This window comes from Paraburkholderia sp. SIMBA_027 (assembly GCF_046535315.1).
Taxonomy (GTDB): domain Bacteria; phylum Pseudomonadota; class Gammaproteobacteria; order Burkholderiales; family Burkholderiaceae; genus Paraburkholderia; species Paraburkholderia tropica.
In genome coordinates this window covers 34,077-57,621 of record NZ_JAWRWY010000013.1, presented here as the reverse complement: position 1 = coordinate 57,621, position 23,545 = coordinate 34,077, and the positions used below count along the sequence as shown (strand labels likewise).

Genomic DNA, 23,545 nt, shown 5'->3' with positions numbered 1-23,545 from the left:
GTTTGCCGTTTGCGCCGCCTTCCTTTCCCGTATGGAAAACGGCTTGCCGATCCGCACACGCACCATGACGTGCAACCGACCTCGCGCCGTCGCAGACTTTCCATTTCGTCAAGTGGCGTTGAGCAACCGTCGATTATCAAAATCGCCCGGTGCGCTCATCATGACGTCCAGAAACGACACCCTCTGGAGACGTCATGTCACGACCCCTCACCGGTATTCGCGTGCTCGAACTCGGGCAACTGATCGCGGGTCCGTTCGCCGGCAAGATGCTCGCCGAATTCGGCGCGAGCGTGATCAAGGTGGAGCCGCCCGGCACCGGCGATCCGCTGCGCAAATGGCGTCTGCTGCACGAGGGCACGTCGGTCTGGTGGGCGGCGCAGTCGCGCAACAAGCAGTCGCTCACGCTCGATCTGCGCGCGCCCGAAGGTCAGGACGTGATCCGGCGTCTCGTCGCGCAGACCGATGTGCTGATCGAGAATTTCCGTCCCGGCACGCTCGAAGGCTGGGGGCTCGGCTGGGAGGCGCTCAGCGCGATCAATCCGGGCCTGATCATGCTGCGCGTGTCGGGCTACGGTCAGACCGGGCCGTATCGCGACCGGCCGGGTTTCGGCGTGGTGGCGGAAGCGATGGGCGGTCTGCGCCATCTGAGCGGCGAGCCGGGGCGCACGCCCGTGCGCGTCGGCATTTCGATCGGCGATTCGCTGTCCGCGCTGCATGGCGTGATCGGCGTGCTGATGGCGCTGCGTCATCGCGAGCAGCAGGGCGGCAAGGGCCAGGTCGTGGACGTCGCGCTCTACGAGTCGGTGTTCAACATGATGGAGAGTCTGCTGCCCGAGTATTCGGTGTTCGGCGCGGTGCGCCAGCCGGCCGGCAGCAGTCTGCCGGGCATCGCGCCAAGCAATGCTTACCGTTGCAGCGACGGCAAGTACGCGCTGATCGCGGGCAACGGCGACAGCATTTTCCGCCGCCTGATGGAGCTGATCGATCGCGCCGATCTGGGCAACGATCCCACGCTCGCGCAGAACGACGGACGGGTCGCGCAGGTCGAGCGCATCGACGCCGCGATCGCGGCCTGGTGCGAGCGCCGTCCGCTCGACGACGTGCTCGCGGCGCTCAACGCGGCGCGCATTCCGGCGGGGCGCATTTACGACGTGGCCGATATCGACGCCGATCCGCACTATCGCGCTCGCGAGATGATCGTCGACGATCGTCTGCCCGATGGCACGCCCGTGCGCGTGCCGGGCGTGGTGCCGAAACTGAACGCCACGCCGGGCACGATCGAACACAGCGCGCCGGAACTCGGCGCCCATACCGACGCGGTGCTCGCGTCCATCGGCGTGGACGCGGCGACGCGCGACGCCTGGCGCGCACGCGGCGTGATCTGAATGGAGACGCACACCATGACCCAGCAATCCCGACGCCTCTATCTGAACGAAGTCGCCACGCGCGACGGCTTCCAGAACGAAGCGGTTTTCATCGACACCGACGACAAGATCGCGCTGATCGACCAGTTGAGCGCGTGTGGTTACGCGAAGATCGAAGTGACGTCGTTCACGTCGCCGAAAGCGATTCCCGCGCTGCGCGACGCCGAGGCCGTGATGCACGGCATCGCGCGCGCGCCCGGTGTCGTGTATACCGTGCTCGTGCCCAATGTGCGCGGCGCGGAACGCGCGTTGTCGTGCAAGGTCGACGAGGTGAATCTCGTGATGTCGGTGAGCGAGAGCCATAATCGCGCGAATCTGCGCATGTCGCGCGAAGAATCGTTCGGACAGCTACGTGATGTGATCGGCGCGGTGCGCGGATCGGGCGTGGCGATCAACGTGTCCCTGTCGACGGCGATGGGTTGTCCGATGGAAGGCGACGTGCCGGTGGAAACCGTGCTCGGCTGGATCGACCGTTTTGCCGGTCTGGACGTGAACGGCGTGACGCTCTGCGATACGACGGGCATGGCACATCCCGCGCAGGTGCACGACCTGTGCGCGCGTGCGAGCGCGGCCTTCGCGCCGCTCGAAATCACGCTGCACTTTCACAATACGCGCGGCATGGCGCTCGCCAATACGCTCGCGGCACTCGACGCGGGTATCGTGCGTTTCGACGCCTCGCTCGGCGGCCTGGGCGGCTGTCCCTACGCGCCGGGCGCGACCGGCAATGTGTGCACCGAGGAACTCGTGCACATGCTCGAACTGGACGGCTACGATACGGGCGTGAATCTCGCGGCGGTGCTCGATGCCGCGGCGCGCCTGCCCGCGCTCATCGGCCATGACGTGCCGAGCCAGATTCTCAAGGCGGGACGTCGGCTGGATCTGCATCCGATGCCCGCCTGCGCATGACGGTTAATCGAACGATTCGAAGGAGTGAACCATGGCTTTGATCGATCACCTCGACCATCTGGTCCTGACCTGCGTGGACCCCGAGGCGACCCGACACTTCTATACCGAAGTGCTGCAGATGCAACTCGAAACCTTCGGCGCGGGGCGTCTGGCGTTTCGCTTCGGCAACCAGAAAATCAATCTGCACGTGCGCGGCGCGGAGTTCGAGCCGAAGGCGCATGTGCCGGTGCCGGGCGCGCTCGATTTGTGTTTCATTGCCGCCGTGCCGCTCGACGAGGTGATCGCGCATCTGCGCAAGGTCGAATGGCCGATCGTGGAAGGGCCGGTCGAACGCACGGGCGCGACGCAGAAAATCCGCTCGGTGTACGTGCGTGACCCCGATCTGAACCTGATCGAGATCTCCGAACTGATCTAAGCCGGGCGTTTCCGATCGGAAAATCGCCTGGTTTCCGATCGGAGAAAAAGTTTTCTCGATTTTCATGATTTTTCGTTTTCGCTGCGGCGTCGGGGGGCGCCGACGTCGCGGCGATTTGCGCGGGCCTCCGGCTCGCGAGCGGGCGCGCCAGAACGGCGCGTCCGCGCCTTCCTGCTTGCCTGTCCGGGGTGCTTGCCCGCGTTGGCGGGCCACGTCCGCGTCGCGTCCACATCGCCCGCCACTTTCCCCGCCGCCGCCAATGCAGCACAATCGCTTCTGCATCGGCATTCTTTCAGCCTTTCCCTATGGTCAATCCGCTTCATTTCGATCTGCAGTCGCTGCGGGTCTTTCTGCTCGTGGCCGAGCACGGCAGTCTCACCAAGGCCGCGGAAAACGGGCAGCTTACGCTCTCCGCGGTGAGCAAGCGCATCGCGGAACTCGAAAGCGTCACCGACTGCGCGCTGTTCATCCGGCGCGCGCGCGGCGTCGAACTCACGCCGGCTGGCGTCGCCTTGCTCGATCATGCGAACCGCGTCGTCGATCAGGTCAACCGCATGGCGAGCGAGATGGGCGACTACGCGGCGGGCGTGCGCGGCCACGTGCGGATGTGGGCCAACACGTCGGCGATCGTGCAATTCCTGCCGGTCGATCTCGCGGGTTTCCTGAACGCGCATCCGCGTATCAAGGTGTCGCTCGAGGAGCGTCTGAGTCACGAGATCGTCGCCGCGCTGGGCGCGGGCAAGGCCGATCTGGGCGTGTTCGCGGACAACGTGCCTGCGCCCGGCATCGAGCGACGTCTGTATCGCCGCGACGAACTCGTACTGCTGGTGCCGCAAGGACATCCGTTCGCGCAGCGCGACGTCATCCGCTTCGCGGAAACGCTCGACGAGGATTACGTGGGACTCAGCGACGGCAGTTCGCTGCTGGCGCGCATGACCGACGCCGCGTTCGCCGCCGAGCGCACGCTCAAGCTGCGGATTCAGGCGTCGAATTTCGACGGCGTATGTCGGATGATCGAGGCCGGGCTCGGCATCGGCATTCTGCCGCGCGATTCGGTGAGCGACGCGCGCGGCAAGATCGGCGTGTCGAAGGTGAAACTCGCGGATGCCTGGGCCACGCGCACGTTGTGGGTTGGCGTGAAGGCGGGCGAGGCGCCGAGTTCCGATATCGCGAGCCTGTTCGATTACATGTCGGCGCGCAACGGCGAAGGTTGAACGCAGCCGCCAAAAAGAAGCGGCCGCGTGCGCGCAAAGCGCGGCACGCGGCCTGTTGAGCATCGCACGCGCGATTCAATCCGCGCCTCCAATCTCAGGCGTTCAAACAGGATTGATCTCGTCCTGGCTGCGTCGCGTGGTGAGCGGACCGAGCGTGCGCAGCGTAATCGCGACAATCGCGAGCGCCAGCGAAATCACGCCGAACATCGCCAGCGGACCATGCTGGTTAAGCACGGGCAGCAGGATGAACGGCAGCGCGCTGCTGACGATACGCGACAGCGAATAGGTGCTGCCGATCGCCGTCGAGCGCACGCTGGCCGGAAAAATTTCCGCCTGATAAACGTGATACGCGTTGCTGAATACGTTGGACGCGCAAGTCGTCAGGAATCCAAAGCAGACGATCAGCGCGATGCTGTTGGAGTAGGCGAAGCCGAGGCCGAACAGCGCAACCGAAATGAGCGAGGCGATTACCAGCGTGCGCCGCTCGATCCAGTTCAGCAGCGGCACGGAAAGCAGCGAGCCAATCGGATAACCGAGAAACGAGAGCGCGACGAACAAGGTGCTGCCGGTGACGTCGAAACCGCGGCTTTTCACCACCACGCCCGCCAGCGTGCCGAAGCCGTAATAGCCGAACGCCTGGAACAGATGAAACACGGTCAGCATGAAATAGCGCTTGCCATACGGTGCGCGGCGCAGCAAGCCAATGCGTTCGCCGAGCGTGAGCGCATGCTTGCGCTCGCCGGTTTGCTCGAAGGCGGCGGGCAGCGCGACGCCCGCGCTATCGGCGAAACGGCCCAGCGTGGCGCGCGCTTCGTCGGCGCGGCCTTGCGCGAGCAGCCAGCGCGGGCTTTCGGGCAGGCGATGCTTGATGGCCAGCACGAACACCGCGCCGAGGCTGCCGATCGCCAGAATCACGCGCCATCCGGCCACGCCGCCGAGATGCAGCGGATTGAGCCACACGGCGAGAAAACCGACCAGCGGCACAGCGATATACGAGGTGGTGTACGCCCAGGCGGCGAGGCGTCCGCGCCGGTCTTTCGGCAGGATCTCCGAGAGATAGCTGTCCGCCACCGGATAGATCGCGCCGACGCCTACGCCCGTGAGAAAGCGGCAGATCACGAGCATGCCCGCGTTGACCGAGAACGCGGCGAGCAGCGAAAACGCGCTGTACCAGACCAGCGTGAGCAGAAAGGCGCGGCGTCGGCCGATACGGTCCGCGAGACTGCCCAGACACAGCGAGCCGAAGAACATGCCGATGAATGCCGAGGCCAGCAGCAATTTGAAGCCCGTGCTGTGCCCGTCGAGCCCGTATTCGTTTTGCAGCGCCGAGCCGATCGAGCTGACGAGAAAAATCTCGTACATGTCGAAAAACAGGCCGATGCCGACGACCCACACCACGAAGCGATGCAGCGCGCCCACAGGCATCTCGTCCATGAAGCCGCCGAGCGTGACGCCCTGCGCGGCGCGTGCGGACCCGTCTCGCGCGGCGGCGGGCAGGCCGGGGTCGGCTTCGCGCGCCGCGCGGCCGCCCAGTTCCATCGGTTGGCTGTTCATCGTGTCTCCTGATATAGGTATGCCGCGCGGTCCGCGCGTTGATGCCTAGTTTCGGAGAATTCGGCCAGCGCGAAAATTGCGCATGCCTCAAGCAGGCTTTCCCGCCGAGAAAGGCTGGCGCCGAGAGCGGGCGTTTCTGATCGGAAACCTTTGACGCCGGGTGACGCCAACAGGAAACCGCCAGGCGCCCCCCAGGGTTGTCGTCACGTCCACGATGGTCCGCGCCGTTACGTAACGCGCAATGCGTGGTGCATATCTTCACGCGAAAATCGTCGGATCGGCGTGCCGCAAGGCCATTTCCACGCGGATGCGAGCGTTGGCACACGCTTTGGCATTGATGTTGCGAAGACACACGCATCATCAACGGCGGACTCGATTGGGGAGAGCAATCGTGCAAGGCATGTCACAGCAAGCGGTTCGAACGGACTTCGTGGCCGATCCGTGCGTCGGCACGCAAGCGGCGAAGGCGAAGCGCATCGGTTTCGTGCTGTTCAAGGGCTTTGCGCTGCCGGATGTGGCGGCCATCATCGAGATCTACGATGCAGCCAACGCCCTCGCGCAGCTTCAGTCCGACGACGACGCGGCGGCCTTCGAAATGGTGTCGCTCTCGGCGGCGGGCGGGCCGGTGGAGAGCGCGTCGTCGGTGGTGATCCTGACCGAGTGCGTCGAGCAGGCGCGCGACGCGGGCGCGTTTCACACGCTGTTCGTCGCGGGCGGCGCGGGCACGCCCGACGCCGTGCGTGACGCGCGCCTCGTCCAGTGGCTCGCGCGCGAGGGGCGGCGCAGCGAGGCGGTAGTGGCGCTGGCGGAAGGGCGGTTGCTGCTCGCGGCCGCTGGCCTGCCGCTGCTCGACGTGCGTGGCGGCATGGGCGGCGGGCTCAGCGGTCTTAATGCGATCGGCGGCGCGCTCGCGTCCTGAGCGCGCGTGCCGGACATCAGCGCAGCTTCACCGAGACGAAGCTCCGCGCGTTGTCGCGCTGAATCAGCACGGCGACGCTCTTGCTCGCCACCGCTTCGAGCGTGGCGGCCTGCTGCTGGGTCTCGACGAGCGTGTCGTCGAGCGAGAGTACGACGTCGCCCGCCTGGATGCCTGCGTGCGCGGCGGGGCCGCTCGCGGCGTCGACCATCAGACCGAGCGGCAGTCCGGTGGAGCGCCGTTCGGCCTCGCTCAACGCGTGCGTGGTCAGGCCGAGGCGGTCGGCGACGGCGCGTCCGCTGCCGCCTGCATTCGCGCCTGCGCGCGCAGCATTGCCGCCCGCGCTCCGCGCCGCGACGGCCGTGTCGGCGATCGGGGCGGCGCGCGCGACCGGCATCGCGACGGGCACGATGTTGGCGCCCGGTCCCGCGCCCGCGCCGTTGTCCGCGCCGGGTCTCGTGACCGGATTCGCGGCCACGCTGTCGGTGAGCGTCGCGCCGCCCGCGAGCTTCGCGCCGGTGCTGGACGCGCCATTGCCGCCGCTGTTAGTGCTCGCGTTGCTGTTCAGGTCCGCGGCGGCATCGGTGTCCGTGTCGGCCGTGTCGCTGTTGGCGTCGGCGGCCGCATTCGCGAAGCTCGCCGTCATCACGCGGCGGCCGCGGATCAAGCGCAGCGACGTCGGCGTGGCGGGCGGCAGTGCGGCCAGTTGCGCGGCCAGCGCTCCGGACTCCACGACCGCCGTGTTGCCGACCTTCACGATCACATCGCCCGCCCTGAGTCCCGATGACGCCGCCGCCGAGCCCGGCGTGACGCTGTCGACGAGCGCGCCGCTCGCGTGCGTCAGACCGAGCGCCGCCGCGATGCCAGGACTCACGTCCTCGACATGCATGCCGAACGTCGACGTCGTGCGCGCCTTCGCGGGCGCCGCGCCGCCCGCGCCGTCGCCGTCGCTGGCCTCGGCGTTCGCACTGGCGTTCGGGTTCGCTTTCGCCGTGGTCCCGCGCCCGGCCTGCGCCAGTTGCGCGCGGAACGCGCTGGCCGCGTCGATCGGAATCGCGAACGTCAGGCTCGCGTAGCGCTCGCCGTCGGCATACACCTGCACGGCGATGCCGATCACCTCGCCCGCGCGATTGAACAGCGGGCCGCCCGAGTTGTCGGGATTCACGGCCACGTCGGTCTGGAAGAACGGGAACGCGCGGCCATCCGCGAGCGTGCGCGAGGTCGCGCTGACGATGCCCGCCGTCACCGTGTTCTGGAAGCTGTCGGGCGAGCCGATCGTCAGCACGGGTTCGCCGACGCGCACTTTCGACGAATCGCCGAGCTTCACGAACGGCAGGTCGTGCGCGTCGATCTGCAGCACGGCGACGTCGCTCTGCGTATCGACGGCCACGACTTCGGCCTTGAATTCGCGGCGGTCGGTGAGCCGCACGGTCACGTCCCCGGCGTTGTCGACGACGTGCGCGGTCGTGAGGACGAGACCGTCCGGGCTCACGATGAAGCCGGAGCCCGCGCCCGTCATCACGCGCGGCGCGCCGGCCTGGATGGGTGCGCCTGTCTGGGCGTTCGGCAGTCCGTTCGGGAACGTGTTCGGCCGCGCGTTCGGTGACACATGCTGCGCGCGGCGGAAGAACGCGGAGAACGGGTCGTCGGCGTCGATGGCTTCCTGCTCGGGCGGCGCGGTCTGATCGTCGGCGGCGCGCGCGCTCACGTGCACGACGGCCGGACCGTAACGATCGACGAAGGTGGAGAAGTCGGACGCCGTGTCCGCAGCGGGCGTTGGTGCGGGGGCGGACGCCGTTGCAGGCACCGTCGTGGGCGCGAGCGCTTGGCGTTGCGCGGCGTTGGCCTTCGCGACGGCCTTGGCGGATTTTTTCGACGCGGCGGAAGCCGACGTGGCCGATGCGGGCTGCATCGTCGCGGCCGATGTCGACGATGTTGCCGCCTGGGCGGCGACACCCGCGACGCTGCAGAGGCCGGCGCACGCCAGCGCGGCCGCGGCGGCAGGGCGCGCGGCGTTCAGAGGAAAGAGACGTAGCACAAGACACCTCCCCGATGGTCATCATGCTGACGAGTGGACGGCGCGGTATCGGCGGGCGACGTCCGAGCGGGTCCACGAAAACAGTGTAGACGCGCCGCGCGCTCAGTGGGGACGCATTTGTTTTCCAGCGCACGCACGATGCCGTCGATGCGACCCGCGCCATCGACGCCATCGTTGTGATCGATACGATCGACGCCCGCATCCTGTGGCCGCGACTGCGCGCTCGCGCGCTTTGTGGCACCATCCGGGCCCCATCCACAAACCGGAGATCGAAGTCCCCATGCTCAAGCGTGTCATGCTCGCCGCCGCCCTGGTCGCCACGTCGGCGATCGCCATTCCTCAAGCTGCCAGCGCACATCCGCGCATGGAATGCCACCGCGTGTGGATTCATGGCCACCCTGAGCGCCGTTGCCATCCGGTGCGCTGGCATCATCAACGTCCGCGTCATCATCAACCGCGTTACGGCTATTGATCGTCCCGCGATAGCGGCGCGTGCTTGGCGCGCCGCATGCCGGACCGGCGCTTGCTCGCATCTGCGGGCAGGCGTTTTTTTTCGTCCCGCGATTCCTTTCTCGATGACGTCGCGGCTTCTGTGACCCCGTTTTCCACCGCCGATGCGCAAGGCATCGGCAACGCTGTTGCCCTGCACAAAAGTTGACTTTTCCGACGATACGGACTTACCCGAATGCAAAAAAGTATCAGTTGGCGGTCTTATTTTCAGTGGTGAAGCGCCGCTGATGCGGTTACTTTTTCAACCATGGCGGCCGCCCTCGCGCGGGCCGCGAGCCGCAAAGAAAAAACCAGCAAAAGGCGCAGGAGGAGCGATGCAAGCGGAGAGGCCAGCAAGTCACCCGGGTACGGCGCAAGCCATGGCGCACAAGGACGGCCGTCCCGCGCGCATGGACCAGCCGGACCTCGAACTGGTGGCCGTGCCGCGCGACGAGTCGTTCAAGGTCTGGTCGCACGGCTATCCGTACCGGACGGTGCGCTGGCATTTTCATCCCGAGTATGAAATTCACCTGATCACCTCGACGACGGGCAAGTACTTCGTTGGCGATTACATCGGCAATTTCGAGCCCGGCAATCTCGTGATGATGGGGGCGAACCTGCCGCATAACTGGGTGAGCAGCGTGGCGGGCGGCGAGCGCGTCGACGAACGTTGCCTCGTCCTGCAATTCGACGCGGACTTCATCGCGCGCACGATCGACGCCTTTCCCGAGTTCCGGCGCGTCGCGCCGCTGCTCGACGCGTCGCGCTGGGGTTTGCTGTTCACGCCCGAAACGGGCGCGGCCGCCGAGCCGATCATGCGCGAGATGCTCGGTGCGCAAGGGCTGCGGCGCATCGTGCTGTTCATCGAACTGTTCGAATTGCTCGCGCAAGGCGTGGAACCCGCGAAGCTCGCGAGCGCCGCCTATCGCGCGGATCCGACGCGCTATGCGGGCACGCGCATCAATCACGTGCTGGCGTTCATCGGCAAGAACCTGTCGCAGGAATTGCGCGAGACGGAGCTGGCGGAACTGTCGGGGCAGAGCGTGAGTGCGTTCTCGCGTTACTTCCGGCGGCACACGGGCTTGCCGTTCGTGCAGTACGTGAACCGCTTGCGCATCGATCTCGCGTGCCAGTTGCTGTTGTCCGGGCAGCTCACGATTACGGATATCTGTTATCGCGTCGGTTTCAATAATCTCTCGAACTTCAATCGCCAGTTTCTGTTGCTCAAGGATATGCCGCCGTCGCGCTGGCGCGCGTGGCATCGCGTGAATGCGGCGAGCGCGAGTGAATCGGCGCAGGGCGCGGCGATCGTCTAGCGCGTCGAGCGCTCGACGGCACGCATCCTTTCACGTCTGTTTGCAGGTGTTTTAGCGGCGGATTCGTTTCCGTCACCCGGTCGCACCTAAAAATCATCCAACAATTTTTCAAAACAACGGAGACACCCGATGAACACGCTTTCGAACTTCGCGATCGGCGCAGCCCTGCTGGGCGCCGCGCTCACGGTCGGTCAGGCGGCGCACGCCGCGCCCGGCGGCACGGTCGCGTTCCTGATGCCCGATCATGCATCCACGCGTTACGAGCAGCACGACTTTCCGGGCTTCAAGGCCGAGATGGCCAAGCTCTGTCCGGACTGCAAGGTGCTTTACCAGAACGCCAACGCCGACGCTTCGCAACAGCAGCAACAGTTCAATTCGGTGATCTCGCAGGGGGCGAAAGTGATCGTGCTCGATCCGGTCGATTCGACGGCGGCCGCCTCGCTCGTGCACATGGCGCAGAGCCAGGGCATCAAGGTCATCGCTTACGACCGTCCGGTGCCGTCGACGCCCGCCGACTACTACGTGTCGTTCGATAACGAGGAGATCGGCAAGTCGATCGCGCAGTCGCTCGTGCAGCATCTCAAGGAAAGCGGCGTGGCGGCCGCGAAGGGCGGCGTGCTCGAAGTCAACGGTTCGCCGACCGATGCCGCGGCAGGGCTCATCAAGAAGGGCATTCACGAAGGGCTCGAAGGCAGCGGCTTCAAGACGCTCGCCGAATACGACACGCCCGAGTGGGCGCCGCCCAAGGCGCAGCAGTGGGTGAGCGGCCAGATCACGCGCTTCAGCACGCAGATCGTGGGCGTGGTGGCGGCCAACGACGGCACGGCGGGCGGCACCATCGCCGCGTTCAAGGCCGCCGGCGTGAATCCCGTGCCGCCCGTGACCGGCAACGACGCGACGCTCGCGGGCCTGCAACTGATCATCGCGGGCGACCAGTACAACACGATTCTCAAGCCCAGCGAGATCGTGGCGGGCGCGGCGGCGAAGGTGGCCGTGAGCTTCCTCTCGGGCCAGACGCCGAAGGGCGAAACGACGCTCTACAAGACGCCCACGCAACTCTTCAAGCCGGCCGTCATCACGGCGAAGAACCTCAAGGCGGAAGTCGTCGACAAGGGTTTCGCGAGCGGCAAGGATCTGTGCACGGGCCGTTACGCGGATGGTTGCAAGAAACTCGGTATTGCTAACTAATTGACTTGAACAGCAGGTCGTAGAGCCATCGTATCGACGGCGGGGCGCGGCACGCGCCGGTCCCGCCGGCAGCACTCAGGAGTCTCCTTTCATGACTGAACCCTCCACGCCCCACGCGCCGCCGGGCGAAATCGTGTTGAGCCTGCGCGGCGTCTCGAAGCACTTCGGGGCGGTGTCCGCGCTGACCGATATCGAGCTCGACGTGCGCGCGGGCGAAGTGGTCGCCCTCGTCGGCGACAACGGCGCGGGCAAATCCACGCTGGTGAAAATTCTCGCGGGCGTGCATCAGCCGAGCGCCGGCACCATCACGTTTCGCGGCCAGGATGTCGTGCTCTCCGATCCGGCGACGGCGCTCGATCTCGGCATCGCCACCGTGTTTCAGGACCTCGCGCTGTGCGAGAACCTCGATGTGGTCGCCAACATCTTTCTCGGCCGCGAGCTGAGCCCGCTGCGTCTCGACGAAGTGCAGATGGAAGTGCGCGCGTGGACGTTGCTCAACGAGTTGTCGGCGCGCATTCCGAGCGTGCGCGACGTGGTGGCGTCGCTCTCGGGCGGCCAGCGCCAGACAGTGGCGATCGCGCGTTCGCTGCTGCTCGATCCCAAACTCATCATGCTCGACGAACCCACGGCCGCGCTCGGCGTCGCGCAGACCGCCGAAGTGCTGAACCTGATCGAGCGCGTGCGCGACCGGGGTCACGCGGTCATCATGATCAGTCACAACATGGAAGACGTGCGCGCCGTCGCGGACCGCATCGTGGTGCTGCGCCTCGGCCGCAACAACGGCGTGTTCTATCCCGATTCCTCCAACGCGGAACTGGTGGCCGCCATCACGGGCGCGACCGAAAACGCCGTCTCGCGCCGCGCGGGACGCCGCCAGGCGGCCACGCCGCAATCGCAACAGGACGTACAGTGAAAGGCACCATCATGAGCAAGGACACCCATAGCGCGCCGCCTTCGCCGCTGCTCGACCGCAGCGACGTGCGCGTGAAGCACGCAGCCGGTCTCGGCGACACCGTTTCCGCTTTCGTCGACCGGATCCGCTCGGGCGATCTCGGCTCGCTGCCCGTGATCGTGGGCCTCGTCATCATCTGGACCGTGTTCACGAGCCTGAATCCGGTCTTTCTTTCCGCCGACAATCTCGTCAATCTGCTGTTCGACTGCTCGACGGTCGGCGTGATTTCGCTCGGCATCGTCTGCGTGCTGCTGGTGGGCGAGATCGATCTCTCGGTCGGCTCGATGAGCGGCTTCGCCTCGGCGCTCGTGGGCACGCTCTGGGTCAATCAGGGCTGGCCCGTGCTGCTCGCCATCGCGGCCGCCGTGGTGGTGGGCGGCATCGTCGGCGCGCTCTACGCGCTGCTGCTGAACCGGCTCGGCATGCCGAGTTTCGTCTCGACGCTCGCGGGCCTGCTGGCGATTCTCGGCCTGCAACTCTACGTGCTGGGCACCGACGGCTCGATCAATCTGCCGTACGGTTCGACGATGGTGAACTTCGGCCAGCTGATGATCATTCCGGCGATGGTCTCGCATGTGATCGCCTTGCTGCCAGGCGTGGCCATCGTGCTGACCGCACTGCGCACGCGCGAGCGTCGGCGCGCGGCGCGGCTCTCGGCGCCGTCGATCGGCAGCCTCGTGGCGCGCGGCGCGATCCTCACCGTGTTCCTCGAAGTCGTTGTCAGCTATCTCGATCGCGGACGCGGCGTGCCGCTGATGTTCGCCGTCTTCCTCGGCCTCGCCGTCGCCATGGATTACGCGCTCAAGCGCACGCGCTGGGGCCGTTCGATGAACGCCGTCGGCGGCAACCGCGAAGCGGCGCGCCGCGCGGGCATCAAGGTGAGCGCCATCTATACGAGCGCGTTCGTGCTGTGCGCGAGCTTCGCCGCGCTCGGCGGCGTGCTCACGGCGGCGCGGCTCGCTTCGGCGAGTCAGCAGGCCGGCACCGGCGACGTCAACCTCAATGCCATCGCGGCGGCGGTCATCGGCGGCACGAGCCTGTTCGGCGGACGCGGCAGCGCGTGGTCGGCGGTGCTCGGCATCATCGTGATCCAGTCGATCGCAAGCGGCCTCACGCTGCTCAATCTCTCGTCGTCGCTGCGCTTCATGATTACCGGCGCGGTGCTGGCGATCGCGGTGATCGTCGACTCGCTCGCGCGCCGCTCGCGTGTCTCGCACGGCCGCGCGTAAAACCATAATCCGGAGACTCCATGTCTGAATCGATGAAAGGGAAGGTGGCCGCCATCACGGGCGCGGCGTCGGGTATCGGCTTCGAATGCGCGCGCGCGCTGATCGCGCAGGGCGCGAAAGTCGTGCTGATCGACCGCGCGCAGGATCGGCTCGCGTCGTGCTGCGCCGAACTCGGTCCGAACGCCTTGCCCTTGCAGGTGGATCTGCTGCAACCCGCGGAAGTCTCGGCGATGCTGCCGAAGATCCTGCAACTCGCGGGCGGTCTCGACATCTTTCACGCGAACGCGGGCACTTATGTGGGCGGCGACGTGACGAGCGGCGATCCCGACGAATGGGACCGCATGCTCAATCTCAACGTCAACGCCGCGTTTCGCTCGGTGCATGCGGTGCTGCCGCATCTGGTCGCGCAGAAGTCGGGCGACATTCTCTTCACGAGTTCGGTCGCGGGCGTGGTGCCGGTGGTGTGGGAGCCGATCTACACGGCGTCAAAGTTCGCCGTGCAGGCCTTCGTGCATACGACGCGCCGCCAGGTCGCGAAGCACGGCGTGCGCGTGGGCGCGGTGCTGCCGGGGCCGGTCGTGACCGCGCTGCTCGACGACTGGCCGAAGGCGAAGATGGAAGAGGCGCTGGCCGCGGGCAGCCTGATGCAGCCGGTCGAGGTCGCGGAAGCGGTGGTGTTCATGCTCACGCGCGGGCGCAACGTGACGATTCGCGACCTCGTGATTTTGCCGAGCAGTGTCGATCTCTGATCATCAGGGATGCAAGGTAATTTGCCGCGATCTATTTTTCCTGTTGAATGAGCCATGACCTCTGACACCTTGAACGCCGCCACGCGTTACGCGATCGGCGTGGACGTCGGCACGGGCAGCGCCCGCGCCGGTATTTTCGATCCGGACGGCCGCATGGTGGCCTCTGCGAAGCACGACATCACGGTCTTTCACGAAAGCGGCGCCATCGTCGAACAGTCGAGCGGCGAAATCTGGAACGCCGTGTGCCGGTCGGTGAAGGACGCGCTGGCGCAGGCGAACGTGGAGCCGACGCAGATTGCCGGGATGGGTTTCGACGCGACCTGTTCGCTCGTCGTGCTGGGCGAAGGCGGCCAGTCCTTGCCCGTGGGGCCGTCCGATGAGGCGCAGCGCGACATTATCGTGTGGATGGATCATCGCGCCGTCGAGCAGGCCGAGCGTATCAACGCGACGAACCACGCGGTGCTCAAGTTCGTCGGCGGCAAAATTTCTCCGGAGATGGAAACGCCCAAGCTGCTGTGGCTGCGCGAACATCGGCCCGCCGTGTTCGACGCCGCCTGGCAGTTCTTCGATCTCACCGATTTCCTCACGTGGCGCGCGAGCGGCGACCTCGCGCGTTCGACCTGCACCGTGACCTGCAAGTGGACCTATCTCGCGCACGAACAGCGCTGGGACGAGAGCTATTTCCGCGCGGTGGGATTGGACGTGCTCGCCGACGAAGGCTTCGTGCGCATCGGCGAGCGCGTGGTCGAACCGGGCACGCCGCTCGGACAGGGACTGACCGCGCAGGCCGCCGCCGAACTCGGCTTGCGCGCGGGCACGCCGGTGGCGGCGGGCGTGATCGACGCGCACGCGGGCGGTATCGGCACCGTGGGCGCGGACGGCGCGCCCGAATCGTGTCTCGCCTACGTGTTCGGCACCTCGTCGTGCACGATGACGACCACGCGCGAACCGGTGTTCGTGCCGGGCGTCTGGGGTCCGTATTACTCGGCGATGGTGCCGCACACGTGGTTGAACGAAGGCGGCCAGTCGGTGGCGGGCGCGGCCATCGAGCGCCTGCTCGCGATGCATCCGCTCGCGCCCGAGATGCAGCGCCGCGCGGCGAGCGAAGGGCAGTCGCTGCCGGTCATGCTGGCCTCGCTCGCGGCGCAACAGGGCGGCGATCTCTCCGGCGCGATCGCGCTGGCCGACGGGCTGCACGTGGTGCCCGAATTCCTTGGCAACCGCGCGCCGTTCGCCGATCCGCACGCACGCGCGGTGATCGCGGGCCTCGGCATGGAGACGGATCGCGAGAGCCTCGTCGCGCTCTATATCGCGGGCATCGCGAGTATCGGCTACGGGCTGCGGCAGATTATCGAGGTGCAGGCGGCGGCGGGCGCGGCGGTCGATCGCGTGGTGATCAGCGGCGGGGCCGGGCGGCTCGATCTGGTGCGCCAGTTGCTCGCCGATTCGACCGGCAAACCCGTGCTCGTGACGCAAGCCGACGAACCCGTGCTGCTCGGCGCGGCGATGCTCGGCGGCGTGGCGGGCGGGATGTATGGCGACGTGCGCACGGCGATGTCCGCGATGTCGCGGATCGGCGCGACGCATGCGCCCGCCGCCGGTGCAATCGCCGCGCTGCACGACGCGCGCTACGACGCGTTTCGCCAGCTGCAAGGTGTGGCGCGCGCGATCCGCTGACGAGGTTTCGACGCAGGCCCCGCGACAGATTGCTCACGCCGGCTTGCTTAACGTCAGCTTGCTAACGTTAGCGATACGATTGTAACGAGTATTGTCACGATCGTTTCATCGGTATAGGATGAGTGCAAATAAACCATCACGGTTTGATGTGCATTGCACAAATTCGCTCGCCAGACCGCGCCAGCCTAATCCAGCTCAAAGCGTATGCCTACAGCGTCTGAAGCCTCCCAGCAATCCGTCGTCGCGTTGCGCCACGCCGCGCCCGCCGCGTCTGTCGTGTCCGGCACGCAGGCCGCGCATATCGAGCGCAATCCCGGCACGGCGTTCGACACGGCGTGGATCGACGCGCTGCGCGTCAATCAATCCGCCGTCGAACGCCGCACGGCCACGCTCGGCACACGCCGCGCCGTCAAGAAAGACGCGCAGGCCGCGTGGCTGCTGAAAGCCATCACCTGCATCGACCTCACCACGCTCAGCGGCGACGACACCGAAGGCCGCGTGCGCCGTCTCTGCGCGAAGGCGCGGCATCCGGTGCGCGCCGACCTGCTTGCGGCGCTCGGCATGGCGCCGGAGTCGATCCAGACCGGCGCGGTGTGTGTCTATCACCGCTTCGTGGCGGCCGCCGTCGACGCGCTCGATGGCAGCGGCATTCCGGTCGCGGCGGTCTCCACGGGCTTTCCGGCGGGGCTCAATCCGCACGCGCTCAAGCTCAAGGAAATCGAAGCCTCGGTGGCCGACGGCGCGCGCGAAATCGACATCGTCGTCACGCGCGAATATGTGCTCACGGGCAACTGGCGCGCGCTTTACGACGAAGTGCGCGAGTTTCGCGCGGCCTGCGGCGAGGCGCATCTGAAAGCGATTCTCGCGACCGGCGACATCCGCGTGCTGTCGAACATTGCGAAGGCCTCGATGGTCTGCATGATGGCGGGCGCGGACTTCATCAAGACGTCGACGGGCAAGGAAGGCGTGAACGCCACGCTCGACGTCTCGCTCGTGATGGTGCGCATGATCCGCGAGTATCGCGAACACACCGGCGCGCTGGTGGGTTTCAAACCTGCGGGCGGCGTTTCCACGGCGAAATCGGCGCTCGCGTACCAGATCCTGATGAAGGAAGAGTTGGGGCGGCCTTGGCTCGAACCGGAGCTGTTCCGCTTCGGCGCGTCGAGTCTGCTCGCCGATATCGAGCGCCAGCTCGAACATTACGTGAGCGGGCGCTATTCCGCGTTCCATCGCCACCCCGTCGCCTGATCGCGGCGAGCCGCGCGCAGTGATACGCAGTCACACGCAGTCATCTTGACCAGACCACACCGATGAGCGTAGCCGAGTACTTTCGAACGATGGATTACGGTCCCGCCCCCGAGGACGATCAGCCCGTGCGCGCGTGGCTCGCGCAGCACGAAGGCGTGTTTGGCCACTTCATCGACGGCGCGTGGCGTGTGCCCGCAGGCGGCGAGCGCTTCGAGGTGCGCGCGCCCGCCACGGGCGAGCCGCTCGCGCAAGTCGCGCAAGGCAACGCCGACGATGTCGCCGCAGCCGTCGCGGCGGCGCGCGCGGCGCAGCCCGCCTGGCAGGCGCTCGGCGGCGCGGCGCGCGCGCGTCATCTGTACGCGCTCTCGCGCATGGTGCAGCGGCACAGCCGTCTGTTCGCCGTGCTCGAAGCGCTCGACAACGGCAAGCCGATTCGCGAAACGCGCGACATCGACGTGCCGCTGGTCGCGCGTCATTTCCTGCATCACGCGGGCTGGGCGCAACTTCAGGATACCGAACTATCAGGCTGGTCGCCGCTCGGTGTGATCGGCCAGATCGTGCCGTGGAATTTTCCGCTGCTGATGCTGGCGTGGAAGGTCGCGCCCGCCATCGCGCTCGGTAACTGCGTGGTGCTCAAGCCCGCCGAATACACGCCGCTCACGGCGCTGCTGTTCGCCGAACTCGCGCATCGCGCGGGCTTGCCGAAGGGCGTGCTCAACGTGGTGACGGGCGACGGCGGCACGGGCGCGGCGCTCGTCGAGCAACCGGGCGTCGACAAGATCGCCTTCACGGGTTCGACCGAAGTGGGCCGCCACATTCGCACCGCCACGGCAGGCTCGGGCAAGTCGCTCACGCTCGAACTGGGCGGCAAGTCGCCGTTCATCGTGTTCGACGATGCCGATCTCGACGGCGCGGTCGAAGGCGTGGTCGACGCGATCTGGTTCAACCAGGGCCAGGTGTGCTGCGCCGGTTCGCGCCTGCTCGTGCAGGAAGGCGTGGAAGCGCGCTTCATCGACAAACTCAAGCGCCGCATGAACACGCTGCGCGTGGGCAATTCGCTCGACAAGGGCATCGATATCGGCGCGATCGTCGATCCGGTGCAGCTCGAACGCATCCGTTCGCTCGTGGAAACGGGCAAGCGCGAGGGCTGCACGGTCTTTCAACCGGCGGACGTCGCGTTGCCCGCGGGCGGCTGTTTCTATCCGCCGACGCTCGTGACCGGCGTCGCGCCCGCGTCGACGCTCGCGCAGGAAGAAATCTTCGGCCCGGTGCTCGCGGCCATGAGTTTTCGCACGCCCGAGGAAGCCGTGGCGCTCGCCAACAATTCGCGCTACGGACTCGCGGCCAGCGTGTGGAGCGAGACCATCGGGCGCGCGCTCGATATCGCACCGCGTCTGCAATGCGGCGTCGTGTGGATCAACGCGACGAATCTGTTCGATGCGAGCGTGGGCTTCGGCGGCTATCGCGAATCGGGCTTCGGGCGCGAGGGCGGACGCGAAGGCGTCTACGAATATCTGAAGCCTGCCGACTGGAGCAAGCTGCCGATGCGCGCGACGCGCGCGCAGAACGCCCAGCGTCAGGAAGCGGGCGTGTCGGGAAATGCGCTCGACCGAACGGCGAAGCTCTTTATCGGCGGCAAGCAGGTGCGTCCGGACAGCGGCTATTCGCATCCGGTCTACGCGCCGAATGGCGAGTGGGTCGGCGAAGTCGGCGCGGGCAGCCGCAAGGACGTGCGCGACGCCGTGGCCGCCGCGCGCGGCGCGCAGAAGTGGACGCAGGCGAGCACGCACAATCGCGCCCAGGTGCTGTACTACCTCGCGGAAAATCTCAGCGCGCGCGCCGAAGAATTCGCGCGCCAGCTCGTGCGCCGCGCCGGTTACGACGCACGCGCGGCCACGCGCGAAGTGGACGCCGCCATCGACCGTCTCTTCAGCTACGCCGCGTGGGCCGACAAGTTCGACGGCGCGGTGCATACGCCGCCGCTGCGCGGCGTGGCGCTCGCGATGCACGAAGCGCTCGGCGTGATCGGCATCGCATGTCCGGACGAAGCGCCGCTGCTCGCGTTCGTGTCGCTCGTCGCGCCCGCGCTGGCGATGGGCAATCGCGTGGTGGTGCTCGCGAGCGAAACGAACCCGCTCGCGGCCACGGATTTTTATCAGGTCGTGGAGACCTCGGACGTGCCCGCGGGCGTGCTCAATATTCTGACCGGCGAGCGCGCGGCCTTGCTGCCCGCGCTCGCGAAACACGACGACGTGGACGCGCTCTGGTGCTTCGGCACGGCGGCCGATTCGGCGCTCGCGGAGCGCGAATCGGTGGGCAATCTCAAGCGCACCTTCGTCGATTACGGCAAGCAGTTCGACTGGTTCGATCGCACGAATGCGGGACTGCCGTTGCTGCGTCACGCGGTGCAGGTGAAGAACATCTGGATTCCTTATGGTGATTGAGGGTGACTGAGGCTGATCGACAGTGATTGATTAAGCGGCACGCGAGCGCATAAATACAAACGCGCGCGCCGCACACTCTACGGAGGAGACATTCATGCTGAAGAATCTGGACCCGCTGCTGAACGCCGACGTCTTGCAGGCGCTGCGTGCGATGGGTCATGGCGACGAACTGATCGTCTGCGATGCGAATTTCCCGGCCGACTCCGTCGCACGCGCGACAGTGCTCGGCAAGCTGCTGCGCATGGACGGCGCCGACGCGCCGCGTGCCGTGCGCGCCATTCTCTCGGTGCTGCCGCTCGACACCTTCGTGGAAACGCCCGCGATGCGCATGGAAGTAGTCGGCGAACCGGACACGATTCCCACCGTGCAGCGCGAAGCGCAAGCCGAGGTCGACGCCGCCGAAGGCCGCGCAGTGCCGTTCGCGGGAATCGAGCGCCACGCGTTCTACGCCCGCGCGCGCAAGGCCTATTGCGTGATCGCCACGGGCGAGGCGCGCGGCTACGGCTGCTTCGTCTTCACCAAAGGCGTGATTCTCGCGCCCGATGCGCCGGGCGCAAAGACCGCGCAGGAGCCGGGACGATGAGCGAGCGCGTCGTCATCCTCGGAATCTATGTGACCGATCTCGCGTTTCGCGCGAGCCGCATGCCGGTGATCGGCGAGACCATCGCGGGCTCGGCCTTCGCGATGGGGCCGGGCGGCAAGGGCTCGAATCAGGCGGTGGCGGCGGCGCGCGCGGGCGCGGACGTGGTGTTCTGCACGCGTCTGGGCAACGACGCGTTCGGCGAGATCGCACGCGCGACGTGGGCCGCCGAAGGCATCACCGCGCGCGCGCCGGCCATCGACGGCATGGCACGGGCGCGGCGCATATCTTCGTCGACGAAACCACGGGCATGAACGCGATCATCGTGGCGCCGGGCGCGGCCGGCACGATGGCCGCCGCCGACGCCGAAGCGATCGAAGCCGATATCGCGGCGTCGCGCGTGTTCGTCACGCAGCTCGAACAGCCGCTCGACGCGGCGCGGCGCGGCCTCGAAATCGCGCGCCGGCATGGCGTGACGACGGTGTTCAATCCGGCGCCCGCGATGGCGCTGCCCGACGACATTTACGCGCTCTGCGATTACGTCACGCCGAACGAAACCGAAGCCGCCGCGCTCACCGGCATCGCCGTGCGCAATGCCGACGACGCGCGCCGCGCCGCCGACGTGTTGCTCGCGAAAGGCGCGGGCGCGGTCATCGTCACGCTTGGCGAGGCGGGCGCGCTGCTGCACACGCGCGAGGCCTCGGTGCTGCTGCCCGCGTATCAATGCGGGCCGGTCGTGGAAACGGCGGGCGCGGGCGACGGCTTCACGGGCGGTTTCGCGGCGGCGCTCGCGCGCGGCGACGACGCGCTCGCGGCCACGCGCTTCGGCTGCGCGCTGGCAGGCATTTCGGTGACGCGGCCGGGCACCGCGCCGTCCATGCCCACGCGCGCGGAGGTGGACGCGATGCTCGCCCGCACGCCCGCCGCGGCGCATTGAAGCGCAAATGAAGCGCAAATAAGGCGCGGCGCGCGCTGACGCACACGCAAAGGATGATGTCCATGAAGGCTTCGTTTTTGGCTCGATGTTTCGGCGACCGGCAACTGAATTTTCTGCTGGCCGTGAATCTGCTCGTCGTGCTGGTCGCCATCGCGATCTCGCACGGCCAGTTCGTCGGCATCGACAATCTGCAGTCGATGGGTTCGCAGTTGCCCGAAGTCGCGCTGCTCGCGCTCGGCATCATGCTGTCGATGCTGTCGGGTAACGGCGGCATCGATTTGTCCGGCGTGGGGCTCGCGAATCTCTCCGGCATGATCGCGGCGCTGATCGTGCCGCATGTTGTGAGCGGCGACGACTCGCCCGTGCTCTACACGGCGCTGTTCTGCGTGATCGTGGTGGGCATGGGTTTGATCGGCGGGCTGCTCAACGGCATCGTGATCGCGCGGCTCGGCCTCACGCCGATTCTCTGCACGCTCGGCACGCAACTGCTGTTCACGGGCATTGCGGTGGCGCTGAGCAACGGCGCGTCCGTGCACGTCGACTATGTCGAACCGCTCGCGGATATCAGCAACGGCAGCTTCTTTCAGGTGCCGATCTCGTTTCTGCTGTTCGTCGCGGTGGTGATCGTGCTCGGCTGGCTGCTGCGGCGAACGCCCTTCGGTCTGCGGCTCTATCTGATGGGCACGAATCAGCGCGCCGCGTTCTATGCGGGCATTCCGCGCGCGCGCATGCTGATTACCACCTACGCGATGTGCGGCGTGCTCGCGTCGCTCGCGGGCCTCGTGAGCGTCTCGCACACGCTCAGCGCGAAATGGGATTACGGCAATTCGTATCTGCTGATCGCGATCCTGATTGCGGTGATGGGCGGCGTGAATCCGTCGGGCGGCTATGGACGCATCATCTGCGTGTTTTTTGCCGCGACGGTGCTGCAATTCCTGTCGAGCCTGTTCAACCTGATGGGCGTGTCGCAATTCTTCGGCGATTGCGCGTGGGGCCTTTTGCTGCTGCTCTCGCTGGCCTTCGCGGGCGCGGAACGCGTGCGCTCGATCTTCGGACTCGGCGCGGCGCAGGGCGCGCGCAAGCGGCCCGGTTGAAGCGAAGCAGCGCAGGCAAAGCAATACAGCGCGCGGACATCGGGCCTCGGGCGTCCGCCGCCAGACATTTCGGGGCGACAGCGAACAACAAGGAGACAACATGAAGCTCAAACGACTCAGCATGGCGCTCGCGGCGGGCGCACTCGCGGCGGGCACGTTCGCCGCGGCGCAGGCGCAGGACAAGCAGACCATCGTCACGGTGGTGAAGGTGACGGGCATTAGCTGGTTCAACCGCATGGAAGAGGGCGTGAAGGAGTTCGGCAAGGACAATCCGAACATCACCGTCTATCAGACTGGTCCGGGCCGCGCCGACGCCGCGCAGCAACTGAAGATCATCGACGACCTGATCGCGAAGAAAGTGAGCGCGATCGCGGTGGTGCCCTACGATCCGCCCACGCTCGAACCGGCGCTCAAGAAGGCGATGGATCGCGGCATCAAGGTCGTCACGCACGAAGCCGACAACGAGAAGAACACGATGGTCGATGTCGAGGCCTTCGACAACAGCGCCTATGGCGCGGCGCTCAACGACCGTCTCGCGACCTGCATGCACAGCGAAGGCAAGTGGGCAACGCTGGTCGGCTCGCTCGGCAGCCGCTCGCAGGTGCAATGGGCGAACGGCGGCATCGACAACGCGAAGAAGAAGTATCCGAAGATGCAGCTCGTGGAGACCAACCTCGAAACCAATAACGACGGCGAGCGCGCCTATGAAGTTGCGAAGGAAACGCTGCGCAAGCATCCGGACCTGAAGGGCTTCCAGGGTTCGTCGTCGCTCGACGTGATCGGCATCGGCCGCGCGGTCGAGGAAGCGGGCCTGCAAGGCAAGATCTGCGTGTACGGCACGGGTCTGCCGACCGAGGCGGGCAAGTACCTCGAAAGCGGTGCGATCAACGGCATCGCGTTCTGGGACCCGAAGCTCGCGGGCATGGCGATGAACAAGATCGCGAAGCTGCTGCTCGACGGCAAGACCGTGGAGAACGGCGCGAATCTCGGCTTGCCGGGCTACGAGAAGGTGACGGTGTCGAAGGGTCCGGGCAAGGGCATCATCGTGCGCGGCCAGGGCTGGGTGAGCGTCGACAAGTCGAACTACAAGCAATACAACTTCTGATCGCGCGAACTTGAAGTTCGCGTTGAACGCGGCGCGCATTTTTGCTGAGAGGCGAAGCGCGCGCCGCGCG

At 66.7% G+C, this 23,545-nt stretch carries 19 protein-coding genes and 1 pseudogene; 18 read left to right on the top strand and 2 right to left on the bottom strand.

Features of this window, described 5'->3' with window-relative positions; translation table 11 throughout:
- The first annotated feature begins 194 nt into the window (after positions 1-194).
- The 4 genes from SB764_RS24175 (at position 195) to SB764_RS24160 (ending at position 3,959) form a co-directional block, all read left to right on the top strand.
- The gene (locus tag SB764_RS24175; RefSeq protein ID WP_074985967.1) at positions 195-1,385 is read left to right on the top strand and encodes a CaiB/BaiF CoA transferase family protein; all 1,191 of its coding nucleotides are present in this window, start codon (positions 195-197) and stop codon (positions 1,383-1,385) included.
- Positions 1,386-1,400: 15 nt separating this feature from the next.
- Entirely contained in the window at positions 1,401-2,330 is a 930-nt protein-coding gene (locus SB764_RS24170) for a hydroxymethylglutaryl-CoA lyase (RefSeq protein WP_410865171.1), read from the top strand.
- Positions 2,331-2,361: 31 nt separating this feature from the next.
- Positions 2,362-2,745 carry a VOC family protein gene (locus tag SB764_RS24165; RefSeq protein WP_074985971.1) on the top strand — a complete coding sequence of 128 codons (384 nt, stop codon included), beginning with the start codon at positions 2,362-2,364 and terminating at the stop codon, positions 2,743-2,745.
- Between the two features lie 305 nt (positions 2,746-3,050).
- Positions 3,051-3,959 (top strand): LysR substrate-binding domain-containing protein, encoded by a 909-nt coding sequence (locus tag SB764_RS24160; RefSeq protein WP_065064999.1) that lies wholly within the window; start codon positions 3,051-3,053, stop codon positions 3,957-3,959.
- A 102-nt stretch (positions 3,960-4,061) separates the two neighbouring features.
- On the opposite strand, the gene SB764_RS24155 is transcribed toward SB764_RS24160, so the two are convergent.
- Entirely contained in the window at positions 4,062-5,513 is a 1,452-nt protein-coding gene (locus SB764_RS24155) for an MFS transporter (RefSeq protein ID WP_321869670.1), read from the bottom strand.
- A 400-nt stretch (positions 5,514-5,913) separates the two neighbouring features.
- On the opposite strand from SB764_RS24155, the gene SB764_RS24150 reads away from it, so the two are divergent.
- On the top strand, positions 5,914-6,432 hold the full coding sequence (locus tag SB764_RS24150; protein WP_183039256.1) for a DJ-1/PfpI family protein: 519 nt from the start codon (positions 5,914-5,916) through the stop codon (positions 6,430-6,432).
- 16 nt (positions 6,433-6,448) lie between these two features.
- Here the strand turns inward: SB764_RS24150 and SB764_RS24145 are convergent, their stop codons facing one another.
- Complete coding sequence (locus SB764_RS24145; protein WP_410865168.1) at positions 6,449-8,467, bottom strand: trypsin-like peptidase domain-containing protein; 2,019 nt, start codon at positions 8,465-8,467, stop codon at positions 6,449-6,451.
- A 280-nt stretch (positions 8,468-8,747) separates the two neighbouring features.
- Here SB764_RS24145 and SB764_RS24140 point away from each other — a divergent pair, with 280 nt between their 5' ends.
- The 13 genes and pseudogenes from SB764_RS24140 (at position 8,748) to SB764_RS24080 (ending at position 23,475) form a co-directional block, all read left to right on the top strand.
- The gene (locus SB764_RS24140; protein WP_074985976.1) at positions 8,748-8,939 is read left to right on the top strand and encodes a hypothetical protein; all 192 of its coding nucleotides are present in this window, start codon (positions 8,748-8,750) and stop codon (positions 8,937-8,939) included.
- A 397-nt stretch (positions 8,940-9,336) separates the two neighbouring features.
- Complete coding sequence (locus SB764_RS24135) at positions 9,337-10,272, top strand: AraC family transcriptional regulator (RefSeq protein ID WP_244144405.1); 936 nt, start codon at positions 9,337-9,339, stop codon at positions 10,270-10,272.
- Positions 10,273-10,401: 129 nt separating this feature from the next.
- Positions 10,402-11,460: a sugar ABC transporter substrate-binding protein gene (locus SB764_RS24130; protein ID WP_065065003.1), complete on the top strand. Its 1,059-nt coding sequence runs from the start codon at positions 10,402-10,404 to the stop codon at positions 11,458-11,460.
- Between the two features lie 91 nt (positions 11,461-11,551).
- Positions 11,552-12,373 (top strand): ATP-binding cassette domain-containing protein, encoded by an 822-nt coding sequence (locus SB764_RS24125; protein WP_065065004.1) that lies wholly within the window; start codon positions 11,552-11,554, stop codon positions 12,371-12,373.
- A gap of 11 nt (positions 12,374-12,384) precedes the next feature.
- On the top strand, positions 12,385-13,641 hold the full coding sequence (locus SB764_RS24120) for a sugar ABC transporter permease (RefSeq protein ID WP_410865165.1): 1,257 nt from the start codon (positions 12,385-12,387) through the stop codon (positions 13,639-13,641).
- A gap of 20 nt (positions 13,642-13,661) precedes the next feature.
- Positions 13,662-14,390, top strand: coding sequence for an SDR family oxidoreductase (locus SB764_RS24115; protein WP_183717586.1), 729 nt, complete (start codon positions 13,662-13,664; stop codon positions 14,388-14,390).
- 54 nt (positions 14,391-14,444) lie between these two features.
- Complete coding sequence (locus tag SB764_RS24110) at positions 14,445-16,067, top strand: FGGY-family carbohydrate kinase (protein ID WP_410865163.1); 1,623 nt, start codon at positions 14,445-14,447, stop codon at positions 16,065-16,067.
- Positions 16,068-16,271: 204 nt separating this feature from the next.
- Positions 16,272-17,315 carry a deoxyribose-phosphate aldolase gene (gene deoC, locus SB764_RS24105; protein WP_065065007.1) on the top strand — a complete coding sequence of 348 codons (1,044 nt, stop codon included), beginning with the start codon at positions 16,272-16,274 and terminating at the stop codon, positions 17,313-17,315.
- Positions 17,316-17,377: 62 nt separating this feature from the next.
- Positions 17,378-19,759, top strand: a complete 2,382-nt coding sequence (locus SB764_RS24100; RefSeq protein ID WP_410865161.1) for an aldehyde dehydrogenase family protein — start codon at positions 17,378-17,380, stop codon at positions 19,757-19,759.
- A gap of 94 nt (positions 19,760-19,853) precedes the next feature.
- Positions 19,854-20,342, top strand: a complete 489-nt coding sequence (locus tag SB764_RS24095; protein WP_065065009.1) for an RbsD/FucU family protein — start codon at positions 19,854-19,856, stop codon at positions 20,340-20,342.
- Positions 20,339-21,276: pseudogene (locus tag SB764_RS24090) on the top strand (ribokinase). Before SB764_RS24095 ends, SB764_RS24090 begins: the two are co-directional and overlap by 4 nt.
- Before the next feature lie 62 nt (positions 21,277-21,338).
- The gene (locus SB764_RS24085) at positions 21,339-22,370 is read left to right on the top strand and encodes an ABC transporter permease (RefSeq protein WP_321905221.1); all 1,032 of its coding nucleotides are present in this window, start codon (positions 21,339-21,341) and stop codon (positions 22,368-22,370) included.
- A gap of 100 nt (positions 22,371-22,470) precedes the next feature.
- Complete coding sequence (locus SB764_RS24080) at positions 22,471-23,475, top strand: autoinducer 2 ABC transporter substrate-binding protein (protein ID WP_065065011.1); 1,005 nt, start codon at positions 22,471-22,473, stop codon at positions 23,473-23,475.
- The last annotated feature ends 70 nt before the right edge of the window (positions 23,476-23,545 follow it).

What these genes read in the sequence shown, in the direction of transcription:
- SB764_RS24150 (WP_183039256.1), top strand. Translation starts at nt 5,914, where the DNA reads ATGTCACAGCAAGCGGTTCGAACGGACTTCGTGGCCGATCCGTGCGTC.
- SB764_RS24125 (WP_065065004.1), top strand. Translation starts at nt 11,552, where the DNA reads ATGACTGAACCCTCCACGCCCCACGCGCCGCCGGGCGAAATCGTGTTG.
- deoC (WP_065065007.1), top strand. Translation starts at nt 16,272, where the DNA reads ATGCCTACAGCGTCTGAAGCCTCCCAGCAATCCGTCGTCGCGTTGCGC.
- SB764_RS24115 (WP_183717586.1), top strand. Translation starts at nt 13,662, where the DNA reads ATGTCTGAATCGATGAAAGGGAAGGTGGCCGCCATCACGGGCGCGGCG.
- SB764_RS24175 (WP_074985967.1), top strand. Translation starts at nt 195, where the DNA reads ATGTCACGACCCCTCACCGGTATTCGCGTGCTCGAACTCGGGCAACTG.
- SB764_RS24100 (WP_410865161.1), top strand. Translation starts at nt 17,378, where the DNA reads ATGAGCGTAGCCGAGTACTTTCGAACGATGGATTACGGTCCCGCCCCC.
- SB764_RS24170 (WP_410865171.1), top strand. Translation starts at nt 1,401, where the DNA reads ATGACCCAGCAATCCCGACGCCTCTATCTGAACGAAGTCGCCACGCGC.
- SB764_RS24155 (WP_321869670.1), bottom strand. Translation starts at nt 5,513, where the DNA reads ATGAACAGCCAACCGATGGAACTGGGCGGCCGCGCGGCGCGCGAAGCC.
- SB764_RS24130 (WP_065065003.1), top strand. Translation starts at nt 10,402, where the DNA reads ATGAACACGCTTTCGAACTTCGCGATCGGCGCAGCCCTGCTGGGCGCC.
- SB764_RS24120 (WP_410865165.1), top strand. Translation starts at nt 12,385, where the DNA reads ATGAGCAAGGACACCCATAGCGCGCCGCCTTCGCCGCTGCTCGACCGC.
- SB764_RS24110 (WP_410865163.1), top strand. Translation starts at nt 14,445, where the DNA reads ATGACCTCTGACACCTTGAACGCCGCCACGCGTTACGCGATCGGCGTG.
- SB764_RS24140 (WP_074985976.1), top strand. Translation starts at nt 8,748, where the DNA reads ATGCTCAAGCGTGTCATGCTCGCCGCCGCCCTGGTCGCCACGTCGGCG.
- SB764_RS24085 (WP_321905221.1), top strand. Translation starts at nt 21,339, where the DNA reads ATGAAGGCTTCGTTTTTGGCTCGATGTTTCGGCGACCGGCAACTGAAT.
- SB764_RS24080 (WP_065065011.1), top strand. Translation starts at nt 22,471, where the DNA reads ATGAAGCTCAAACGACTCAGCATGGCGCTCGCGGCGGGCGCACTCGCG.
- SB764_RS24135 (WP_244144405.1), top strand. Translation starts at nt 9,337, where the DNA reads ATGGCGCACAAGGACGGCCGTCCCGCGCGCATGGACCAGCCGGACCTC.
- SB764_RS24165 (WP_074985971.1), top strand. Translation starts at nt 2,362, where the DNA reads ATGGCTTTGATCGATCACCTCGACCATCTGGTCCTGACCTGCGTGGAC.
- SB764_RS24095 (WP_065065009.1), top strand. Translation starts at nt 19,854, where the DNA reads ATGCTGAAGAATCTGGACCCGCTGCTGAACGCCGACGTCTTGCAGGCG.
- SB764_RS24160 (WP_065064999.1), top strand. Translation starts at nt 3,051, where the DNA reads ATGGTCAATCCGCTTCATTTCGATCTGCAGTCGCTGCGGGTCTTTCTG.